At 66.1% G+C, this 20,681-nt stretch carries 1 protein-coding gene (running past one end of the window); it reads right to left on the minus strand.

The genetic code is table 11. From position 1 onward, the window contains the following. On the minus strand, positions 1-20,681 hold the 3' portion of the coding sequence (locus ACFWCF_RS25030) for a non-ribosomal peptide synthase/polyketide synthase (RefSeq protein WP_378567476.1). It continues 8,989 nt past the right edge of the window; 20,681 of the gene's 29,670 nt are visible here — the last part of the coding sequence; its start codon lies beyond the right edge, outside the window; its stop codon occupies positions 1-3.

Genomic DNA, 20,681 nt, shown 5'->3' on the forward strand with positions numbered 1-20,681 from the left:
TCAGTGCTGGTCAGTAGCGATGTGCACGTGATGTGCACTCCGCCACTGTGCGAGAACTCCCGCGGGAGCTTCGTCGAGCACCACGACCACCGCGAGGTCCTCGAGGCCTGGTTCCAAAGTCTCCAAGGACGACGCAGGCAGATGCGCGTGCGTGACCCATTCGTTGTAGAGGACGCCGTCGAGGTCCTCACCACCCACGATGCCCTCGGGTACCAGGACGACGACGGCCCCGGCGGCGGTGACGAGCAGCTGTTCGAGCGCCAGTGCCTCCGCACCCGCGCCGTCGATCCCTGCGCGCGCGACCGCGACGCTCCGGGACTCGTAGGTCATCGAGTACCGATCTCGGAGGGTGCCGAGCAGGTCGACCAGTTCTTTGTTCGACAGTATCCGCGAATCGAGAACCACCGCCGGGTCCGAAGGCTCGACCGGACGCACACGATCGGCATAGGTGACGGGGTCCGACGGCATTGCTGCGACGTCCTGCGCAACGCCCTCGTCATCGACCACGAGCCATTCTCCGACGGGCTCGCCGTCCGTAACGGAGGCGATGGTCAAGCCCAGCACCGCACCCGACTGCAGGACAGTGGTCCACCGCTGCGGATCGACCACTGCCAGGGCAGCGCCGGTCTTCGCGACCGCCCACTGCGCAACCACCGAGTGCACCGACCTCGGCATCGCGATCGACACGACGTCGCCGGTGCCGAGACCGCGCGCGATGAGCACACGTGCAAGCTGCGACGACCGCTCGTCGAGTTCCCGATACGAGAACTCTCTTCCTTCCTCGCCGGTACCGGCGTCCGCCGGTACGGCCAGAGCCGGCGCGGACGGATCCTCCTCGATGACCTCACCGAGGACGGTGGCCAGCGTGCGCGCCGCCGACACGACGACCGGAGCCGCCGGCCCCGACTCCTCGACGATGCGCGCCGCCTCGTCGGCACCGAGCAGGTCGATGTCTCCCACCGGCGAATCCGGGTCGGCAACGAACGCGTCGAGCACCCGAACGAACTGTTCGGAGACCCGCGAGATGGCGGCTTCGTCGAAGAAGCGCTCGAGGTACTTGAACGTGAAGTCGATCGCGGTGTCCGCCACGGTGAGCAACGTGATCGGGTAGTGCGTCGCATCCTTGACGCCCACACCGGTGATGGTCATCCCGTCGATCGAGCCTGCCGCGTCGGACAGCGCTTCGCGGTCGATCGGATACGACTCGAACACCAACAGTGAATCGAATCCGATCGGGGTGCCCGTGCGCTCCTCGATGTCGGACAAACCGACGTAATGGTGATCGAGCAGTCCGGCCTGCTCCGCCTGCAGACGGGTGAGCAGGGCCTCGACCGACTCGTCGGGGTCGGCGTTCACTCGCACCGGCAGGGTGTTGATGAACAGACCCACCATCGACTCGACACCGGGCAGGTCGGCGGGACGCCCCGAGACCGTCGCGCCGAACACCACGTCGTCCCGTCCGGTCAGCCTGCCTGCAAGAACCGCCCATGCCGCCTGGACGAACGTGTTGACCGTGACGCCGAGTTGCCCCGCAAGTGAGGTCAATTGCGCGGTGCGTTCGGTGTCGTACAGCACCGACACCTTGGCGATCGTGTCGTTGTCCGCGTCGCGGACGACCGGCGCCAGGATCGTCGGATCCTCCAGCCCGCGCAACATGTCGGCCCACGCGTCGAGGGAGTCGTCCCGATTCTGCTCTGCCAACCACGACAGGAAGTTCCGGTACGACCGGACACGCGGCAGCAGCGACTGGTCCCCACGCAACACGTACAGCGCCATCAGGTCCTGCATGAGCAACGGCATCGACCAGCCGTCGAGCAGGATGTGGTGGCTCGTGACCGCGAGGTGGTACCGGTCGTCGGCCTCCTTGACGAGCAGGAACCGCATCAGCGGAGCGGTGTCCATGTCGAACCGGCGGGCCTGCTCGGCTGCGAGAACCTTTGCCAGTTCCGCCTCGCGACGGTCTGCCGGTACAGCCCCGAGATCGACCTGCTTCCAAGGCAGTTCGACCTCGTCGAGCACCAACTGGACCGAGTCGCCCTCGTCGTCGGTGACGAACGCGGTGCGCAGGTTCGGGTACCGGTCGAGCAGCGCCTGACCGGCACCGCGCAGACGCTCTGCGTCGACGGTGCCTTCGAGGTCGAGCACGGCCTGCATCGTGTACACGTCGACGTGACTCTCGTCGGTCATCGAGGCATGGAACAGCAGACCGGACTGCAGCGGCGAGAGCGGCCACACGTCGCCGAGTGCCGGGTACCGGTGCTCCCAATGTTCGATCTCGGCCTGATCGAGGTCGACAAGCGGCAGATCCGACGGGGTGAGGCCACCCGCATCCGGCCCCGTCGCGTACTGCGCGAGCGCGCTCAGCGCCGCAATCCAGTGCTGTGAGAGTTCGTCGACGTCGTCACGGTCGAGCAGGCCCACCGGGAACGCGATGTTCGCGCCCAGCTGAGGACCGTCCGGACCGTCACTGACCACGGCGTTGATGTCGACCGCCGCGTTCGCGGGCATGTCCTCGTCCTGGGTCACGTCGAGCTTGCCGAGGGCGTCCGTAGGTGCCCACCCGATCGCCGCCAACTCCTCCGGCACATCCGCAGCAGACACCCGCCCCAGATAGTTGAAACTGATCTGCGGCGACTTCACCACCGCCGCCAACCGCTCCGACGACTCACCATCCAAGAACCGCAACAAACCGAAGCCCATGCCCTTGTCCGGAATCGCCAGCAACTGCTCCTTCACAGCCTTGACCGCAGCACCGACCGCATCCCCACCGGCGAATGCGTCGTCCACGTCGATTCCGGTCAGATCCACCCGCACCGGATACGCACTCGTGAACCACCCCACCGTCCGCGACAGATCCGCACCCGGCACCACCGCTTCCTCACGGCCGTGACCCTCGAACTTCACCAACGCCGACGACGACTCGACCCCACGATCACGACGCCACCGCACCAACGCCAACCCCAACGCCGCCACCAGACCATCGGCAACACCACCGCGGAACAACGACGGCACTGACGTCAACAACGCCTCGGTGTCCGAGGCGGGCACGCTGATGTCGAAGCGCTCGACGGTCGACGCCGTATCGACGGACGGGTCGAAGGGCCGCGCCCCGAGCAACGGGTCGGGGCCTTCGAGAATCTGCTCCCACAGGGAGAGTTCGGTGCGCCGGTCGGGCGCGGCCTCGACGAGGCCGTGTGCCCAGCGGCGCAACGACGTACCGACCTCGGCAAGCTGCACATCCTGCCCGGAGACGACCTGCCCCCATGCAAGACCGAGATCCGGCAACAGGATTCGCCACGACACACCGTCGACCACCAGGTGGTGGGCGACGACGGCGAGCACACCGGCGCGACCGGCCTGACCGAAGTCGAACCACACGAACTGCAACACCGACCCGGCGAACGGGTCGAGGCGACCCAGTGCCGCGTCGATCTCGCGTCCGGCGACGGCCGTGAGATCCTCGTCGCTGATATCGGCGGACACGTCGATGCGGGTGATGAGCGATCCGGCGTCCACGTCGCCGGCAGCGCGCACCCGGAAGGAGATGCCGTCTCCGTCGCCGTCGAGGATCGACCGCAGCGCGTCGTGATGACCCACGACCGCGCCCACAGTCCGCTCGAGCACCTCACCGGTGATGTCCTGAGGAAGCGTCACGGAGACGAACTGGGAGAACCGGTCGAAGCCACCGGGCCACCCCAGCACCTCACGCATGATCGGCGTCAACGGCACATCACCGACACCGCCACCGGGCAGTTCCTCGAGTCGCACGATGCCCTGGGACTCGTCGCTCCGAACTGCCACCTCGGCAAGGCCCGCCACCGAACGCCGCTCGAACACATCCCGCGGCGAGAACACCACACCACGAGCCTTCGCCCGCGACACCAACTGAATCGACACGATACTGTCACCACCGAGCGCGAAGAACGACTCGTCCACACTCACCTTCTCCAGGTGCAGAACCTCCGCGAACACCTCCGCAATGATCTCCTCGACCTCACCGGCAGCCGCACGATATTCACGCTCGGCGAGCACCGGCTCCGGCAACGCATCACGATCCAACTTGCCCACCGGCGTCAACGGCACCTCATCGAGCACCACAATCGCCGACGGCACCATATGCGGCGGCAACGACCGAGCCACAAACTCCGTCAACCCCGCCACATCCACAGTCCGGCCCTTGACCGGCAACACATACGACACCAACACCGTCGCACCCGACGCCGTGGAACGACCGAGGGTTGCGGCGAAGTCGACGGTCTCGTGTGCGGCCAGGGCGGCGTCGATCTCGCCGAGTTCGATACGGAAACCGCGCACCTTCACCTGGAAGTCGCTGCGCCCCACGAACTCGAGCTCGAGCCGGTCTTCGCCGGCACGCCACCGCACCACATCACCCGTGCGGTACATGCGTGAACCGTCCGGGCTGTAAGGATTGGCAACGAACATCTCGGCGGTGAGAGCGCTACGGCCGTGGTAACCGCGGGCAAGCGCAGCGCCGGCCATGTACAGCTCACCGGCGACGCCCTCGGGGACGGGACGCAACCGCGTGTCGAGCACGAGTGCGGACACACCGTGCGTGGGATGACCGATCGTGATCGGACGTCCCGGTTCGAGCCGCGCGAACGACGAGATGATCGTCGTCTCGGTGGGGCCGTACCCGTTGAAGTACTTACGTCCCGGTGCCCACTTGGCGAGCAGTTCGGGTGTGGTGACGTCGCCGCCGACCGACGCGACCTCGAGGCTGTCGATACCGGTCGGATCCATCGTCCCGAGTACCGCAGGCGTGATGATCGTGTGCGTGACCCGCTCGCTGTGCAGCAGCTCGGCGAGGTCCGGGCCACCGATGATGGTGGACGGCACGATGACCAACGTCGCGCCGCTCGTGAAGGCTGCCATCCACTCGAGCACCGACGGGTCGAAACTCGGCGAGCAGATGTGCAGGAAACGATGGCCGGCGCGCAGGTGGTACAGCTCGACAGCGGTATCCACCACCCCGCCGAGACCCTGGTGCGTGACGACAACGCCCTTGGGGCGGCCCGTCGAACCCGATGTATAGATGACGTAGGCCGGGTGGAACAGCGACAGCGGACGCACCCGGTCGGAGGCGCCCACCGGCAACGCCGACTGTCCGTCGAGTTCGCTCGCGAACGCCGAATCGTCGAGCACGATCCAGTCGGAGTCGCCGGGCAGCCCGTCCCGATAGGTCGAGGACGTGATACCCAGGACCGCACCGGAATCGGCCAGCATGTACCGGACCCGGTCGACGGGATACGTCGGGTCGACCGGCAGGTGCGCGGCACCGGCCTTCGCGATCGCCCACACGCTCAGAACCATCTCGTACGACCGCGGGTACGACACCGCGACGATGTCCTCCGGACCGACACCGCGTCCGATGAGGATCCGTGCGAGCTTCGACGAGGTCTCGTCGAGTTCGCGGTAACTGATCGAACGCCCCTGGTACCGGACCGCAGTTGCATTCGGATCGAGCGTCACCGCCGCCGTGAGGATGTCGGCAAGAGATCCACCTGCACCGACGTGATCCCCATGGACATGCGTGAGCCGGCCGAACTCGTCGTCGCCGAGCATCGGGAGATCCCCGACCGGTGCCTGCGGATCCGCGAGGATGCCCGCGAGCAACAGTTCGAACCGGTGGGCGAACTGCTCGACGGTGTTGTGATCGAACAACGCACTCGCGTAGGAGAACTCGGCCGACATGCCGGTCTGTGCACCGTCTTCTCCGATGCTCTCGCGCAACGTGAGCGACAGGTCGAACTTCGCGGTGTCCACATCGAACGGCACCCCGGACACGCTCAGCTCCGGCAGTTCGAGTCCCGCCGACGGCAGGTTCTCGAACGACAGGGCCACCTGGAACAGCGGGTGCCGTGCGGTCGACCGCTCGGGTTCGACGATCTCGACGAGCCGCTCGAACGGAATATCCGCGTGGGCGAACGCTTCGAGGTCGGTCTCACGAACCCGCGACAGCAGATCCGTGAACGGCTCGCCCGCATCGACCCTGCTCCGCAACACGAGAGTGTTCACGAACATGCCGATCAGGTTGTCGAGTTCCGACTCGCCGCGACCCGCGATCGGCGTGCCGATCGCCACGTCGTCGGAGTCGGACATACGTGCCAAGAAGATCGCCAACGCGGTGTGGACGACCATGAACATCGTCGTGCCGGTCCGGCGGGCCAGTGCCGCCAGCGCACGATGCGTGGACGCGTCGAGCGCGAACTCGACCCGACCACCGGCGAACGACTGCACCGGCGGACGCGGACGGTCCATCGGCAGGTTCAGCTCGTCCGGAACACCGGCGAGTGCGCGCTTCCAGTACTGAGCCTGCGTCGACAGCAGACTCTCCGGATCGTCTTCCGAACCGAGCACCTCGCGCTGCCACAGCGCGAAGTCCGCATACTGCACCGGAAGCGGAGCCCATGCGGGTTCTTCACCGGCCGCACGGGATACATAGGCGGCCATGACATCACGCGTGAGCGGAGCCATCGACCAGCCGTCGGCACTGATGTGATGGACCACGAACACGAGCACATGATCGGGAACGGACTCCCCCAGCCGGTACAGCACCGCACGCAACGGGACCTGCGTGGTCACGTCGAACCCTGTTCCCACGATCTCCAGGATCCTCGCGGGCAGTTCGGCTTCGTCGACCTGCACAGCATCGAGGTTCGGCAGCGCCTCATCGACCGAGAGAATCTGCTGGTAGGGACGACCGTCGTCCTCCGTGTAGATCGTGCGGAGCACCTCGTGCCGATCGAGCAGGTCACGAACCGCCGCCTGCAATGCATCCACGTCGAGCGCGCCGGTCAGACGCACTGCGACAGGAAGATTGTCGGCGCTCGACGTGGCATCGAAGCGGTTGAGGAACCACATGCGCTGCTGCGCGAGCGACAGCGGCACCCGATCCGGGCGCTGCTGCGGCACCAACGGTGCCCGACGCACAGAACCGGTGTGCTGCTCTGCCTGCGCGGCAAGCGCGTGCACCGTCGAAGACTCGAACAACACCCGCACCGGGATCCGTACATCCAGCGCCGACCCGAGACGTGCGACGAGCTGCGTGGCGATCAGCGAGTTGCCGCCGAGCGCGAAGAAGTCGTCGTCGAGGCCGACCCGCTCGACGCCGAGAACATCGGCGAAGGTCGTCGCGACGATCTCCTCGATCGGTGTCGTCGGAGCACGGAACTCCCGCGCTTCGAAGGTCGGTGCCGGCAGGGCCTTGCGGTCGAGCTTGCCGGACGTGTTGAGCGGGAACTCGTCGAGGACGACCAATGCGGACGGCACCATGTAGGAGGGCAGTGTCTCCGACACGGAGTCGACCAGCTCTCCGGTGTCGATGTTCCGCCCCGGTGTCGGCACGACGTATCCGGCGAGCTGGTCGCCGGTAGGCGTCTGCACCACGAGCACCGCGGCCTGGTTCACCGAATCGTGGGCCAGCAGAGCGGTTTCGATCTCACCGAGCTCGATGCGCTGACCGCGGAACTTCACCTGGAAGTCGGTGCGGCCGATGTATTCGAGTGCGCCCTGTTCGTCCCAGGTCACGAGGTCGCCCGTGCGGTACATCCGGTCGCCGGGTTCCCCGTACGGGTTCGCCACGAACCGATCGGAGGTGAGGTCGGGCCGGCGCACGTAGCCGCGCGCGAGCTGGACACCCGCGAGATACAGCTCTCCCGATACACCGACGGGAACCGGCCGGAGCCGGCCGTCGAGGACGTAGGCCTGCACGTTCCATTCCGGGACACCGATCGGCACGATGTCGACCGAGCCGGTCGCCGGTGCCTGCCAATAGGTGGCGGATACGGCTGCTTCTGTGGGGCCGTACAGATTGTCGATGTCTGCCGAGCTGATCCGGCGGACGCCGTCGATCGTCTCGGGTGGCAGTGCTTCACCGATCACGAAGATATCGCGCAGAGTACGGCATTCCGCGGCGTCGGCGTGAGCGGCGAACACCGTGAGCATCGACGGCACGAAGTCGGTGATCGTGACCTGTTCGCGCGCGATGACCTCGGACAGGTACGCGGGGTCGCGGTGGCCGTCCGGGGTGGCGATCACCAGTCGGGCACCCACGCTCAGCGGCATGAAGAAGCCCCACAGCGACACGTCGAACGTGGTGGCTGTCTTCTGGAAGTACACGTCGTCCGAGGTCATCTCGAACTCGTGCAGCATCCATTCCGTCTGGTTGACGATCGCGCGGTGTGTCACCGCGACGCCCTTCGGACGTCCTGTGGAGCCCGACGTGAAGATCGCGTAGGCGGTGTTGTCGGGACGCAGCGGGGCGATCCGATCCGCATCCGTGATCGGTGCGGACGAGGTGTCCGACAGGTCGAGCACATCGATGGCGATCGACCGGAGGGCGAGGTCCGACGGCACCTCGAACTCGTCGCGGGCCGTCGTCACGATGCAGACCGGATCGGCCGTGTCGAGGATGTGCCGGACACGGTCGGCGGGATGGTCCGGATCGATCGGCACCCACGCACCACCGGCCCGGACGATCGCATACATGCCCACCATCAGGTCGAGAGACCGCCGGATGGCCAATCCCACCAACGCGTCAGGACCGACACCCTGTGCGATCAGGTGTCGCGCGAGGCGCGTAACACGAGCGTCGAACTCTGCGTAGGTGAGGGATTCACCCTCGTAGACGAGTGCGACGGCGCCCGGTGTGCGTGCCACCTGCGCGTCGAAGCGGTCGGTGAGCAATGTCGACGCGTCGAGTTCGTGCGCCGAATCGTTCCAGTCGTGGAGGATCCTGTCGAGTTCCTCAGCATCGAGGAGCTCGATGTCGCCCACCTGATTCTGGGGTTGCGCAGCGAGCGATTCGAGTGCGCGCACGAAGCGGGCAACGAGCGTGGACACCTGGTCACGGTCGAAAAGAGCACGCTGGTAGCGCAGTTCGACTTCCATGCCTGTCTTGACATGAACGAACAAGCTCAGCGGGTAGTGCGTTGCGTCGTGCGTACCGACACCCGTGACGGACATACCGTCGATCGACGAGGCCTGCTGGGCGAGGCCTTCTTCGTCGAGCGGGTACGACTCGAACACCGTGAGGGTGTCGAATGCGACCGCCGGGCCCGAGGCCCGCTGAATGTCGGTCAGGCCGAGGTGATGATGTTCGAGCAGCGCTGCCTGTTCGCTCTGCAGCCTGCCGAGGAACTCGACGACGGGCTCGTCGGGGTCGAACGACACCCGTACCGGCAGGGTGTTGATGAACAGACCCACCATCGACTCGACGCCGGACAGGTCGGCGGGACGCCCGGAGACGGTCGCGCCGAACACCACATCGTCGCGGCCGGTGAGCCGACCGATCAGCACACCCCATGCGGCCTGCACAAGAGTGTTCACGGTGACGCCGAGGCGCGCGGCAGCGTCGCTGATCGCATTGAGGCGCTGCGCGTCCAGCTCGATCTTGACGCGGTCGTCGCCCTGCTCGCCCGGATGTCGGGGTGACTGCGGGGCGAGCAATGTCGGCTCGTCGAATCCGTCGAACACGTGCGACCAGGCCGCGCGCGAGGCATCCAGGTCGCGTGTGCCGACCCATTCGAGGAACGAGCGGTACGACCGGACACGCGGCAGCATCGACGTATCGCCGCGGGTTGCGTACAGGGCCATCAGATCCTGCATGAGCAGCGGCATCGACCAGCCGTCGACCAGCACGTGGTGCGTGGTCACGCCGAGTTGGTAACGATCATCGCCGAGCGAGACGAGCACGAACCGCATGAGCGGCCCGGTGTCCATCACGAACCCGCGGGTCTCCTCGTCGCGCCAGAACGGGACGGTGGCGGTCACGCCGGAGGCCGCGACCTCCGACGACATGTCGACCGTGCGCCACGGCACCTGCACCTCGTCGAGCACCAACTGGACCGAATCGCCCTCGTTGTCGGTGACGAAGACCGTGCGCAGGTTCGCATGTCGATCGAGCAGTCCCTGGGCTGCTCGGTGCAGACGCTCTGCGTCGACGGTGCCTTCGAGATCCAACACGGCCTGCATCGTGTACACGTCGACGTCGTCGTCGCCGGTCATCAACGCGTGGAACAGCAGACCGGACTGCAGCGGCGAGAGCGACCACACGTCGCCGAGCGCCGGGTACCGAGATTCCCACCGTTCGAGGTCTGCCTGGGTCACGTTCACCAGCGGCACGTCGGACGGAGTGAGCCCGCCGGCACCGGGCGCGGAGGCGTGTCCGGCGAGGGCCTCGAGGGCTGCGCGCCAGTGCTGCGCGAATTCCTCGACGTCGTCCCGGTCGAGCAGGCCGGTGGGGAATGCGATTCCGGCACCGAGTTGCGGTCCGTCCGGCCCGTCGTTGACGATCGCGTTGATGTCGATCGCAGCGTTCGCCGGCATATCGGCGTCGAGTGCAGCATCGACCTGGCCGAGGGCCTGTGTCGGTGCCCACCCGATCGCCGCCAACTCCTCCGGCACATCCGCAGCAGACACCCGCCCCAGATAGTTGAAACTGATCTGCGGCGACTTCACCACCGCCGCCAACCGCTCCGACGACTCACCATCCAAGAACCGCAACAAACCGAAGCCCATGCCCTTGTCCGGAATCGCCAGCAACTGCTCCTTCACAGCCTTGACCGCAGCACCGACCGCATCCCCACCGGCGAATGCGTCGTCCACGTCGACACCGGCCAGATCCACCCGCACCGGATACGCACTCGTGAACCACCCCACCGTCCGCGACAGATCCGCACCCGGCACCACCGCTTCCTCACGGCCGTGACCCTCGAACTTCACCAACGCCGACGACGACTCGACCCCACGATCACGACGCCACCGCACCAACGCCAACCCCAACGCCGCCACCAGACCATCGGCAACACCACCGCGGAACAACGACGGCACCGACGTCAACAACGCCTCGGTTCGGCGTGAATCCAGAGTCAGCTCGATGCGTTCCACGGTGGAGGTGACGTCGACCGCGGGGTCGAAAGGACGCTGCGAGAGCAGTGGGTCGGGTTCACCGAGAACTCGCTCCCACAGTTCCATTTCGTCGCGATGCGACGGCGCCGCCTCGACGAGGCCGTGTGCCCACCGACGCAGCGACGTGCCGACCGCGGCGAGTTCGACCTTCTCCTGCCCGGAAACGATCTGTCCCCACGCAAGACCGAGATCCGGCAACAGGATTCGCCACGACACACCGTCCATCACCAAGTGGTGGGCAACGATCAGCAACACACCCGGCCGGGAGCCGCCGATGAAATCGAACCACACGAACTGCAGCACCGACCCGGCGAACGGGTCGAGACGTCCGAGCGCAGAATCGAGTTCGTGCGAAGCGATCTCGGTCAGCTCTGCATCGGAGATCTCGGCAGCGACCTCGACCCTGGCGATCAAGGATGCGGAGTCGACGGTGTCCGCCGCGCGAATGCGCAGCGTCGTCTCGTCGCCGATGCGTTCGAGGATCGACCGCAGCGCGTCGTGATGATCCACCACGGCACCGATGGTTCGCTCGAGCACGTCCGCGGTGATGTCCTGCGGAAGGTCGACAGCGATGGTCTGCGAGAACCGGTCGAAGCCACCCGGCCACCCGAGCACCTCACGCATGATCGGCGTCAACGGCACATCACCGACACCGCCACCGGGCAGTTCCTCGAGTCGCACGATGCCCTGGGACTCGTCGCTCCGAACTGCCACCTCGGCAAGGCCCGCCACCGAACGCCGCTCGAACACATCCCGCGGCGAGAACACCACACCACGAGCCTTCGCCCGCGACACCAACTGAATCGACACGATACTGTCACCACCGAGCGCGAAGAACGACTCGTCCACACTCACCTTCTCCAGGTGCAGAACCTCCGCGAACACCTCCGCAATGATCTCCTCGACCTCACCGGCAGCCGCACGATATTTACGCTCGGCGAGCACCGGCTCCGGCAACGCATCACGATCCAACTTGCCCACCGGCGTCAACGGCACCTCATCGAGCACCACAATCGCCGACGGCACCATATGCGGCGGCAACGACCGAGCCACAAACTCCGTCAACCCCGCCACATCCACAGTCCGGCCCTTGACCGGCAACACATACGACACCAACACCGTCGCACCCGACGCCGTGGAACGACCGACAGTGGTTGACCAGTTGACGGTGCCGTGTGCCGAGAGCACGGCGTCGATCTCGCCGAGTTCGATACGGAAACCGCGCACCTTCACCTGGAAGTCGCTGCGCCCCACGAACTCGAGCTCGAGGCGATCCTCGACCGCCCGCCACCGCACCACGTCGCCCGTGCGGTACATGCGGTCGCCGGGCTCGCCGTAGGGGTTGGGCACGAATCGCTCAGCGGTGAGGGTATTTCGGCGGTGGTAACCGCGGGCAAGCGCCCGGCCCGCCACATAGAGCTCACCTGCCATGCCTGCCGCAACCGGCCGCAGGCGTGAATCCAGCACGAGGGTGGTCATCCCGACGATGGGCTCGCCAATGGTGATCGGACGCTCGGGCACCATCTGTCCGAAGGTCGACACGATCGTGGCCTCGGTGGGCCCGTACGCGTTGACATAGGTCGTGCGCTTCGACCACTCCGCAAGCAGTTCCGGAGTGGTGACGTCGCCACCGACCGACAGGACCTCGAAGCTGTCGACGCCGTCGGACTCCATCGTCCCGAGCACCGCCGGGGTGATGATCGTGTGCGTCACCCGCTCGGTGCGCAGCAGCTCTGCGAGGTCCGGGCCACCGATGATGGTGGACGGCACGATGACCAACGTCGCACCGAACGAGAACGCTGCCATCCACTCGAGCACCGACGGGTCGAAGCTCGGCGAGCAGATCTGCAGGAAGCGCGATTCGGAGGTCACCCCGTACAGATCGGTGACCATGTCCTTCAGGCCGGCCAGGCCCGAGTGGGTGACGACGACGCCCTTGGGCTGCCCTGTCGAACCCGACGTGTAGATCAGGTAAGCGGGCTGATCCACGTGGGTGGGTCGCACACGGTCCGCGTCACTGATGGGTGTGGACGCGCGCGCGTCGACCTCCGCGACGAAGTCAGGCTCGTCTACGAGCAGCCATTCCGCGTCATCGGGCAAACCAGCGACGTACTGCGTCGACGTGATCCCCAGCGCTGCACCGGAATCGGACAGCATGTACCGCACGCGTTCGGCGGGGTAGGTCGGGTCCACCGGAATGTGCGCGGCGCCGGTCTTCGCGACGGCCATGACGGTGACCGCCATGTCGTACGAACGCGGGAACGAGACGGCGACGAAGTCCTCCGCTCCGATTCCACGGCCGATGAGCAACCGGGCGAGCTTCGACGACGTCTCGTCGATTTCGCGGTAGGTGATCGAGCGCCCTTCGTAGCGGACTGCCACGGCATCGGGATCCATCGTCACACCGATGGTGAGGAAGTCCGCGAGGGTCTTCGGTTCGGTGATCACCTCGTGCCCGCGCATGCGGGTGAGCTGCGCGAATTCCTCGTCGCCGAGCAGGGGCAGGTCTCCGACCGGTGTCGTGGTTCCGGCGAGGATACCGTTCACGAGTCGCGTGAATCGCTCCGCGAACCGCTCGACCGTCCTGTGATCGAACAGTGCACTCGCGTAAGAGAATTCCGCGGACACTCCGCCCGGATCTCCGGAAGCATCGACATGTTCTCGCAGAGTCAGCCCGAGGTCGAACTTCGCGATGTCGAGGTCGAACGGCACGCTGGACACACTCAGCCCGGGCAGTTCGAGGGCTGTTTCCGGCATGTTCTCGAACGAGAGCACCACCTGGAACAGCGGATGCCTCGCGGTGGATCGCTCGGGCTTCAGCACTTCCACGAGACGCTCGAACGGGATGTCGGCGTGTGCGAACGCCTCGAGATCGGACTCCCGCACGCGCGACAGCAGATCCTCGAACCCGTCCCCGGCATCGACGTGACTGCGCAAGACCAGGGTGTTGACGAACATGCCGATCAGGTCGTCGAGTTCCGACTCGCCGCGACCCGCAATCGGCGTACCGATCGTGATGTCCTCGGAGTCGGACATCCGCGCAAGGAACACCGCCAACGCGGTGTGCAGGACCATGAACATGGTCGTGCCGGTCCGGCGGGCCAGCGCCGCAAGGCCGCGGTGGGTCTGTGCATCGAGTGCGAACCCGACCTTGCTGCCTGCGAACGACTGTACCGACGGGCGCGGGCGGTCCATCGGCAGGTTCAGCTCGTCCGGAACGCCCGCGAGGGTGCGCTTCCAGAATTCCGCCTGGGCCGAGAGCACACTCGCCGGATCGTCTTCCGAGCCGAGTACCTCGCGCTGCCACAGCGCGAAGTCCGCGTACTGCACGGGCAGCGGCGCCCAGCCCGGAGCCGTATCGGCCACGCGGGACATGTAGGCGGTCATCACATCACGCGTGAGCGGCGCCATCGACCAGCCGTCAGCACTGATGTGGTGCGCCACGAACACGAGCACGTGGTCGGCAACACTTTCCCCCTCGTTGCCCGACAACGCGAACAGCGCAACACGCAACGGAATCTCGGAGGTGACGTCGAACCCCTCCGACACCACCTCGCGGACTCGCGCGGGCAGCTCGGCCTCCGCGACGACTTCGGCGACGACTTCGGGTGCAGCGTCGGCCGCGGGGACGACCAGCTGGTACGGCTGACCGTCGACCTCGGGGTAGGTCGTGCGCAGCACCTCGTGGCGTGCCAGCACGTCCTGTACCGCGGTCTGCAGGGCGGCCACATCGAGTTCACCCGCCAGACGCACGGCGACGGGAATGTTGTCGACCGCCGAGCCCGAGTCGAAGCGGTTGAGGAACCACATGCGCTGCTGCGCGAGCGACAGCGGCACCCGATCGGGGCGCTGTTGCGGTACGAGCGGTGCTCTCACACCGGTGTCCACGTGCTGCTCGGCGGCAACCGCGAGTGCAGCGACATTCGGAGACTCGAACACGATCCGGACCGGCACCCGTGTACCGAGTGCTGCACCGATTCGGGAGACCACCTGCGTCGCGAGCAGGGAGTTGCCACCGAGTTCGAAGAAGTCGTCGTCGACACCGATTCGGGCGACACCCAGGACGTCGGCAAAGACACCGGCGACGATCTCCTCGACCGGAGTGCGCGGTGCCCGGAATTCGCGGGCCTCGAACACCGGATCCGGCAACGCCTTACGATCCAACTTGCCGTTCACATTCAACGGCAACGCCTCGAGCACCACGAACGCCGACGGCACCATGTACGACGGAACACGTTCGCCGAGTGCTGTCCTGACGTCGGTCATGTCCAGTCGGACGCCCGACTCCGGGACCACGTACGCGACCAACTGCGCGCCCGTGCGCTCGTCCTCACGTGCGATGACCGCGGCCTCACGCACCTCGCGCTGCTCCCGCAGAGCCGTCTCTATCTCACCGAGCTCGATCCGGAAGCCACGCACCTTCACCTGGAAGTCGGTACGCAACAGGTAATCCAACTCTCCCTGCGCCGTCCACTTCACAAGATCGCCGGTGCGGTACAACCGCTCCCCCGACCCGAACGGCGAGGCAACGAAACGCTCCGCGGTCAGATCGACGCGACCGTAGTAGCCCCGGGCCAACTGGACGCCCGCCAGATACAACTCACCCGGGACACCCGTCGGGACGGGATTCAAGCGTTCGTCGAGGACGTAGACCCGGGTGTTCCATTCGGGTCCGCCGATCGGAACCGATGCGCCGGATGGTTCGACCACCTCACCCGCGGTCACCGACACCGCAGCTTCGGTCGGCCCGTACAGGTTCACAAGCCGGGCAGTGTTGTGCTCCGCGACGCGTTCCGCAGTCGACACCGGCAACGCCTCACCGATGGCGAGAATACGGCGCAACGACGTCGGCAAGCGGCCGCTACCGTCGATCATCAACGCTTCGAGCATCGATGGCACGACATGCAACGTGGTCACACCGTGCTCGTCCATCAGACGGTTCAGATACGCGGGATCACGGTGACCATCCCGCGAGGCGATCACCACACAACCACCGGACACCAGCGCCGACCAGAATTCCCACACCGACAGGTCGAACGTTGCAACGGTCTTGAGTAGCACCGCGTCGTCGGCACCGAGCGCGAAATGGTCGCGCTTCCACAGCATCTGGTTGACGATCGCCGCGTGCGGCACGGCCACACCCTTGGGCCGGCCGGTCGAACCCGACGTGAAGATCACGTACGCGGTGTTCGACGACCGCAAAGGTGCACGCCTATCGGCATCCGTCATCGGCTCTGCCGAGAACTCGGACAGATCCGCAACATCCACCAGGACGGTGGGAACAGAGTGACCCGTCGCTTCGCTCGCCCCGGCTCCATCCCCCGTCGCTTCGCTCGCCCCGGCCCCCGCTCCGGCCCCGGTCCCCGGCATGACGAACTCGTCGCGTTCGGTCGTCAGCACCACCGCGGGCGCAGCCGACTCGAAGATGTACGCGTTGCGCTCGTCCGGCTGATCCGGATCAACCGGCACGTAGATGCCACCGGCCTTCGTCACGGCATACATGCCCACGAGCAACTCGACCGAACGACGCATGGCCAGGACCACGGTCGCCTCGGGTTCGACGCCCATCGAGACAAGCTTCCGGGCAAGACGGTTGATTCGGGAATCGAACTCGCCGTATGTCAGCGATCCGTCTTCGGACACCAACGCGACGGCATCCGAATTGCTTCGCACCTGCTCATCGAACAGATCGACGAGTGTGACCGCACCGTCGAGCTCGTGCGCGGTGTCGTTCCACGCTTCGAGTACTCGGGTCTTCTCGACCGGGTCGAGCAGCGGCACGTCGCCGACCGGCAACGTCGCGTCGGCGACCACAGTGGCGAGGACCCGGACGAGCCTCTCGGTGAAGCCTGCCACCGTCGACTCGTCGAACAGATCGGTCGCGTAGGTGAAGAAACCGGTGATGCCGGCTGCGCGCCCGTCGGCGTCGTATCGATCGGTGACGATCAGGTGCAGATCGAACTGCGAAATCGCCATATCGGCGTCGATCCCCGAGATCGTCAGCCCGGGCAGTTCGAGCGACGACTGCGCGAGGTTCTGGAGCGACAGGCCCACCTGGAACAGCGGGTGCCGCGCGGTCGACCGAGCCGGGTTGAGCACCTCGACCAGGCGCTCGAACGGGACGTCCGCGTTCGCGAACGCACCGAGATCCGTCTCGCGTGTCTGCTCGAGGAGCTCGGCGAAGCCCACACCCCTGTCGACCCGAGTACGGAACACCAGGGTGTTGGCGAACATGCCGATCAGGTCGTCGAGCTCGCGCTCGGCACGGCCGGCGATCGGTGTGCCGATCGCGATGTCGTTGCTCGCCGACATACGCGCGAGAAACACCGCGAACGCGGTGTGCAGCACCATGAACAGCGTCGTGTTGGTCTGCCGTCCGAGATCGGTCAGTCGCTGATGTAGATCGGCGTCGACCGTGAAGTCGACCCGTGCGCCGTGGAACGACTGCGCTGCGGGGCGCGGGCGATCGGTCGGAAGATCCAGCTGGTCCGGAAGTCCCGCGAGAGCCTGCTTCCAGTAGCCGACCTGCTTGGACGCGATCGAGTCGGGATCATCCTCCGAGCCGAGCACCGTCCGCTGCCACACGGCGTAGTCCGCGTACTGCACCGGAAGTGCCTCCCACGTGGGGACGCCGCCTTCGGAACGTGACACATACGCCTGCATGAGGTCGCGGGTGAGCGGTCCCATCGACGAGCCGTCCGCGGAGATGTGGTGTACGACGAACGCCAACACGTAATCCGAATCGCCGACGTGGAAGAGCTTCGCGGCGAGCGGCACCTCATCAGTGACGTCGAACGTGGTGGCTCCCACGGCGATCACGGCATCGATGATGTCGTGCTCGGCTACGCGGACCGGGGTGAGGTCCGGTGTGACATCGGTGGCCGGGACTATCACTTGAACAGGACCGTCGGCGGTCTCCGGGTAGTAGGTGCGCAGAGATTCGTGGCGCGTGACGACGTCCGCGACCGCGGCCTGCAGTGCATCGACGTCGAGATCGCCGCTCAACCGGATAGCCATCGGCACGTTGTAGGCAGCAGTGTCGGTGTCGAAGCGGTTGAGGAACCACATGCGTTGCTGTGCAGGCGAGAGTGGCACCTGTTCGGGCCGGTGACCGGCCTCGAGCGGCACACGGGTCTCGGTGTCCTGCGACTCGACCGTCGTAGCGAGCGCCTCGACCGTCGGTGTTTCGAACAAGGCACGCACAGGGATCTTCGTGCCGAGCGCGAAGCTCAACCGCGACGCTACCTGGGTTGCGAGCAGAGAGTTGCCGCCGAGTTCGAAGAAGTCGTCATCCAGACCCACCCGGTCGGCCCCGAGAACCTCGGCGAACACCGCCGCCACCGACTCTTCCACCGGCGATACCGGCGCACGGAACTCGCGAGCTTCGAACACCGGATCCGGCAACGCGTTGCGATCCAACTTGCCGTTCACATTCAACGGCAACGCCTCGAGCACTACGAACGCCGACGGCACCATGTACGAGGGCAACCCCGCCGCCAACCCCGCCTTCACCGACGCCACATCGATGTCGACATCGGGCGCCGCAACCACGTACGCCACCAACTGCGCACCGGTCCGCTCGTCCTCCCGAACAACAACAGCCACGTCACGGACACCGTCCACGCCACGCAGCGCCGACTCGATCTCACCGAGCTCGATCCGGAAACCACGCACCTTCACCTGGAAGTCCGTGCGCCCCAAGTAATCCAATTCGCCGTCAGCGGTGAACCTGACGAGATCACCCGTGCGGTACAGCCGCTCCCCCGCCGCGAAGGGCGACGCGACGAAACGCTCCGCGGTCAGATCCACCCGACCGTGATAGCCCCGCGCCAACTGCACACCCGCCAGATACAACTCACCCGCGACACCTGCAGGCACCGGATGCAAACGCTCGTCGAGAACATAGACCCGGGTATTCCACTCGGGCACACCGATCGACACCGACGCACCCGACGGCTCGACCACCTCACCTGCAGTCACCGACACCGCAGCCTCGGTCGGTCCGTACAGGTTCACCAACCGCGCCTCGTTCGACGCCACGAACCGCTGCGCCGTCGACGGCGGCAACGCCTCACCGATCGCCAACACCCGACGCAACGACGACGACAACACGCCCGACGATTCGACGAGCAACGCCTCGAGCATCGACGGCACCACATGCAACGTCGTCACGCCCTGCTCCGCGATCAGCGCATTCAGATACGCCGGATCACGATGCCCGTCCGGCGATGCGATCACCACACGACCACCGGAGACGAGCGCCGACCAGAACTCCCACACGGACAGGTCGAACGTCGCTGCGGTCTTGAGCAGCAACGCATCGTCGGCGCCGAGACCGAAGTACTCGCGCTTCCACAACATCTGGTTCACTGCCGCGGAGTGCGGCACGGCCACGCCCTTCGGCCTGCCCGTCGAACCCGACGTGAAGATCACATACGCCGTGTTCGACGAATGCAGCGGCGCACCGCGATCCGCGTCGACCACCGGCTCGGCGGAGAACCCGGATAGATCGAGGACATCGATTTCGATGGTGGAGACAGAGCTGTCCCCCGTCCCCACAAGCCCGTCGCGGGTGGTCGTGAGTACCGCGACCGGAGCGGCCGTGTCGAGAATGTGGGCGTTGCGCTCGTCCGGCTGAGTCGGATCCACCGGCACATAGGCGCCACCGGCCTTCGCCACGGCATACATGCCCACCAGCAGTTCTACCGACCGACGCATCGTCAGCACGACCGTCGACTCCGGCCTCACACCCAGACCGATGAGATACCGGGCCAGACGGTTGACGCGAGCGTCGAACTCTCCGTAGGTCAGGGTCCTGTCCTCGAACGCCAGCGCAGTAGCGTCCGGATTGCTCCGAACCTGCTCGTCGAACAGGTCCACCAGCGTCGAGGAGAAGGAGACCTCGTGCGCGGTATCGTTCCACGCCTCGAGTACCCGCGTCTTCTCGGCCGGATCCAGCAGTTCGATGTCGCCGACGGGAAGGGAAGGATCCTCGACGATCCCCTCGAGGACTCGCACGAAGCGGTGGGCGAAGCCCGCGACCGTGGACTCGTCGAACAAATCCGTCGCGTAAGTGAAGGTGGCGTCGATCCGGTCAGGAGCGCCGTCGTCGTCGTAGTGATCGAAGACGGTGAGCTGCAGATCGGTCTTGGCGAGCTGGAGTTCGAAGTCGGTCGAGCTGACCGTGAGTCCGGGCAGCTCGAGTTCGGTGCGGGCCAGGTTCTGGAAGGACAGCCCCACCTGGAACAACGGGTTACGCGCCGTGGAACGGACCGGATTGAGAACCTCGACGAGACGCTCGAACGGGACATCAGCGTTCGCGAATGCACCGAGGTTGCTCTCGCGGGTCTGTTCGAGGAGTTCGGCGAAGCTCGTACTGCCGTCCACTCGGGTGCGGAACACCAGCGTGTTGACGAACATGCCGATCAGATCGTCGAGTTCGCGCTCACCGCGGCCGGCGATCGGCGTACCGATCGCGATGTCGTCCGTTCCGGACAAGCGCGCCAGCAGGGTCGCGAAGGCAGCGTTGACCACCATGAACAGGGTGGCATTCTTGGATCGCGCAAGGCTCTGCAGACGGCCGTGAAGTTCGGGATCGATAGTGAACTGCAGGGATTCACCGCGGAAACTCTGGCTCGGCGGACGCGGCCGGTCCGGGGGCAGATCGAGCTGGTCGGGCAAGCCGTCCAGCGCGCCCTTCCAGTGGTCGACCTGCTTCGCTGCGAGCGACTCGAGATCGCCTTCCGAACCGA

Source organism: Rhodococcus sp. NPDC060090 (genome assembly GCF_042729855.1).
GTDB lineage: Bacteria > Actinomycetota > Actinomycetes > Mycobacteriales > Mycobacteriaceae > Rhodococcus.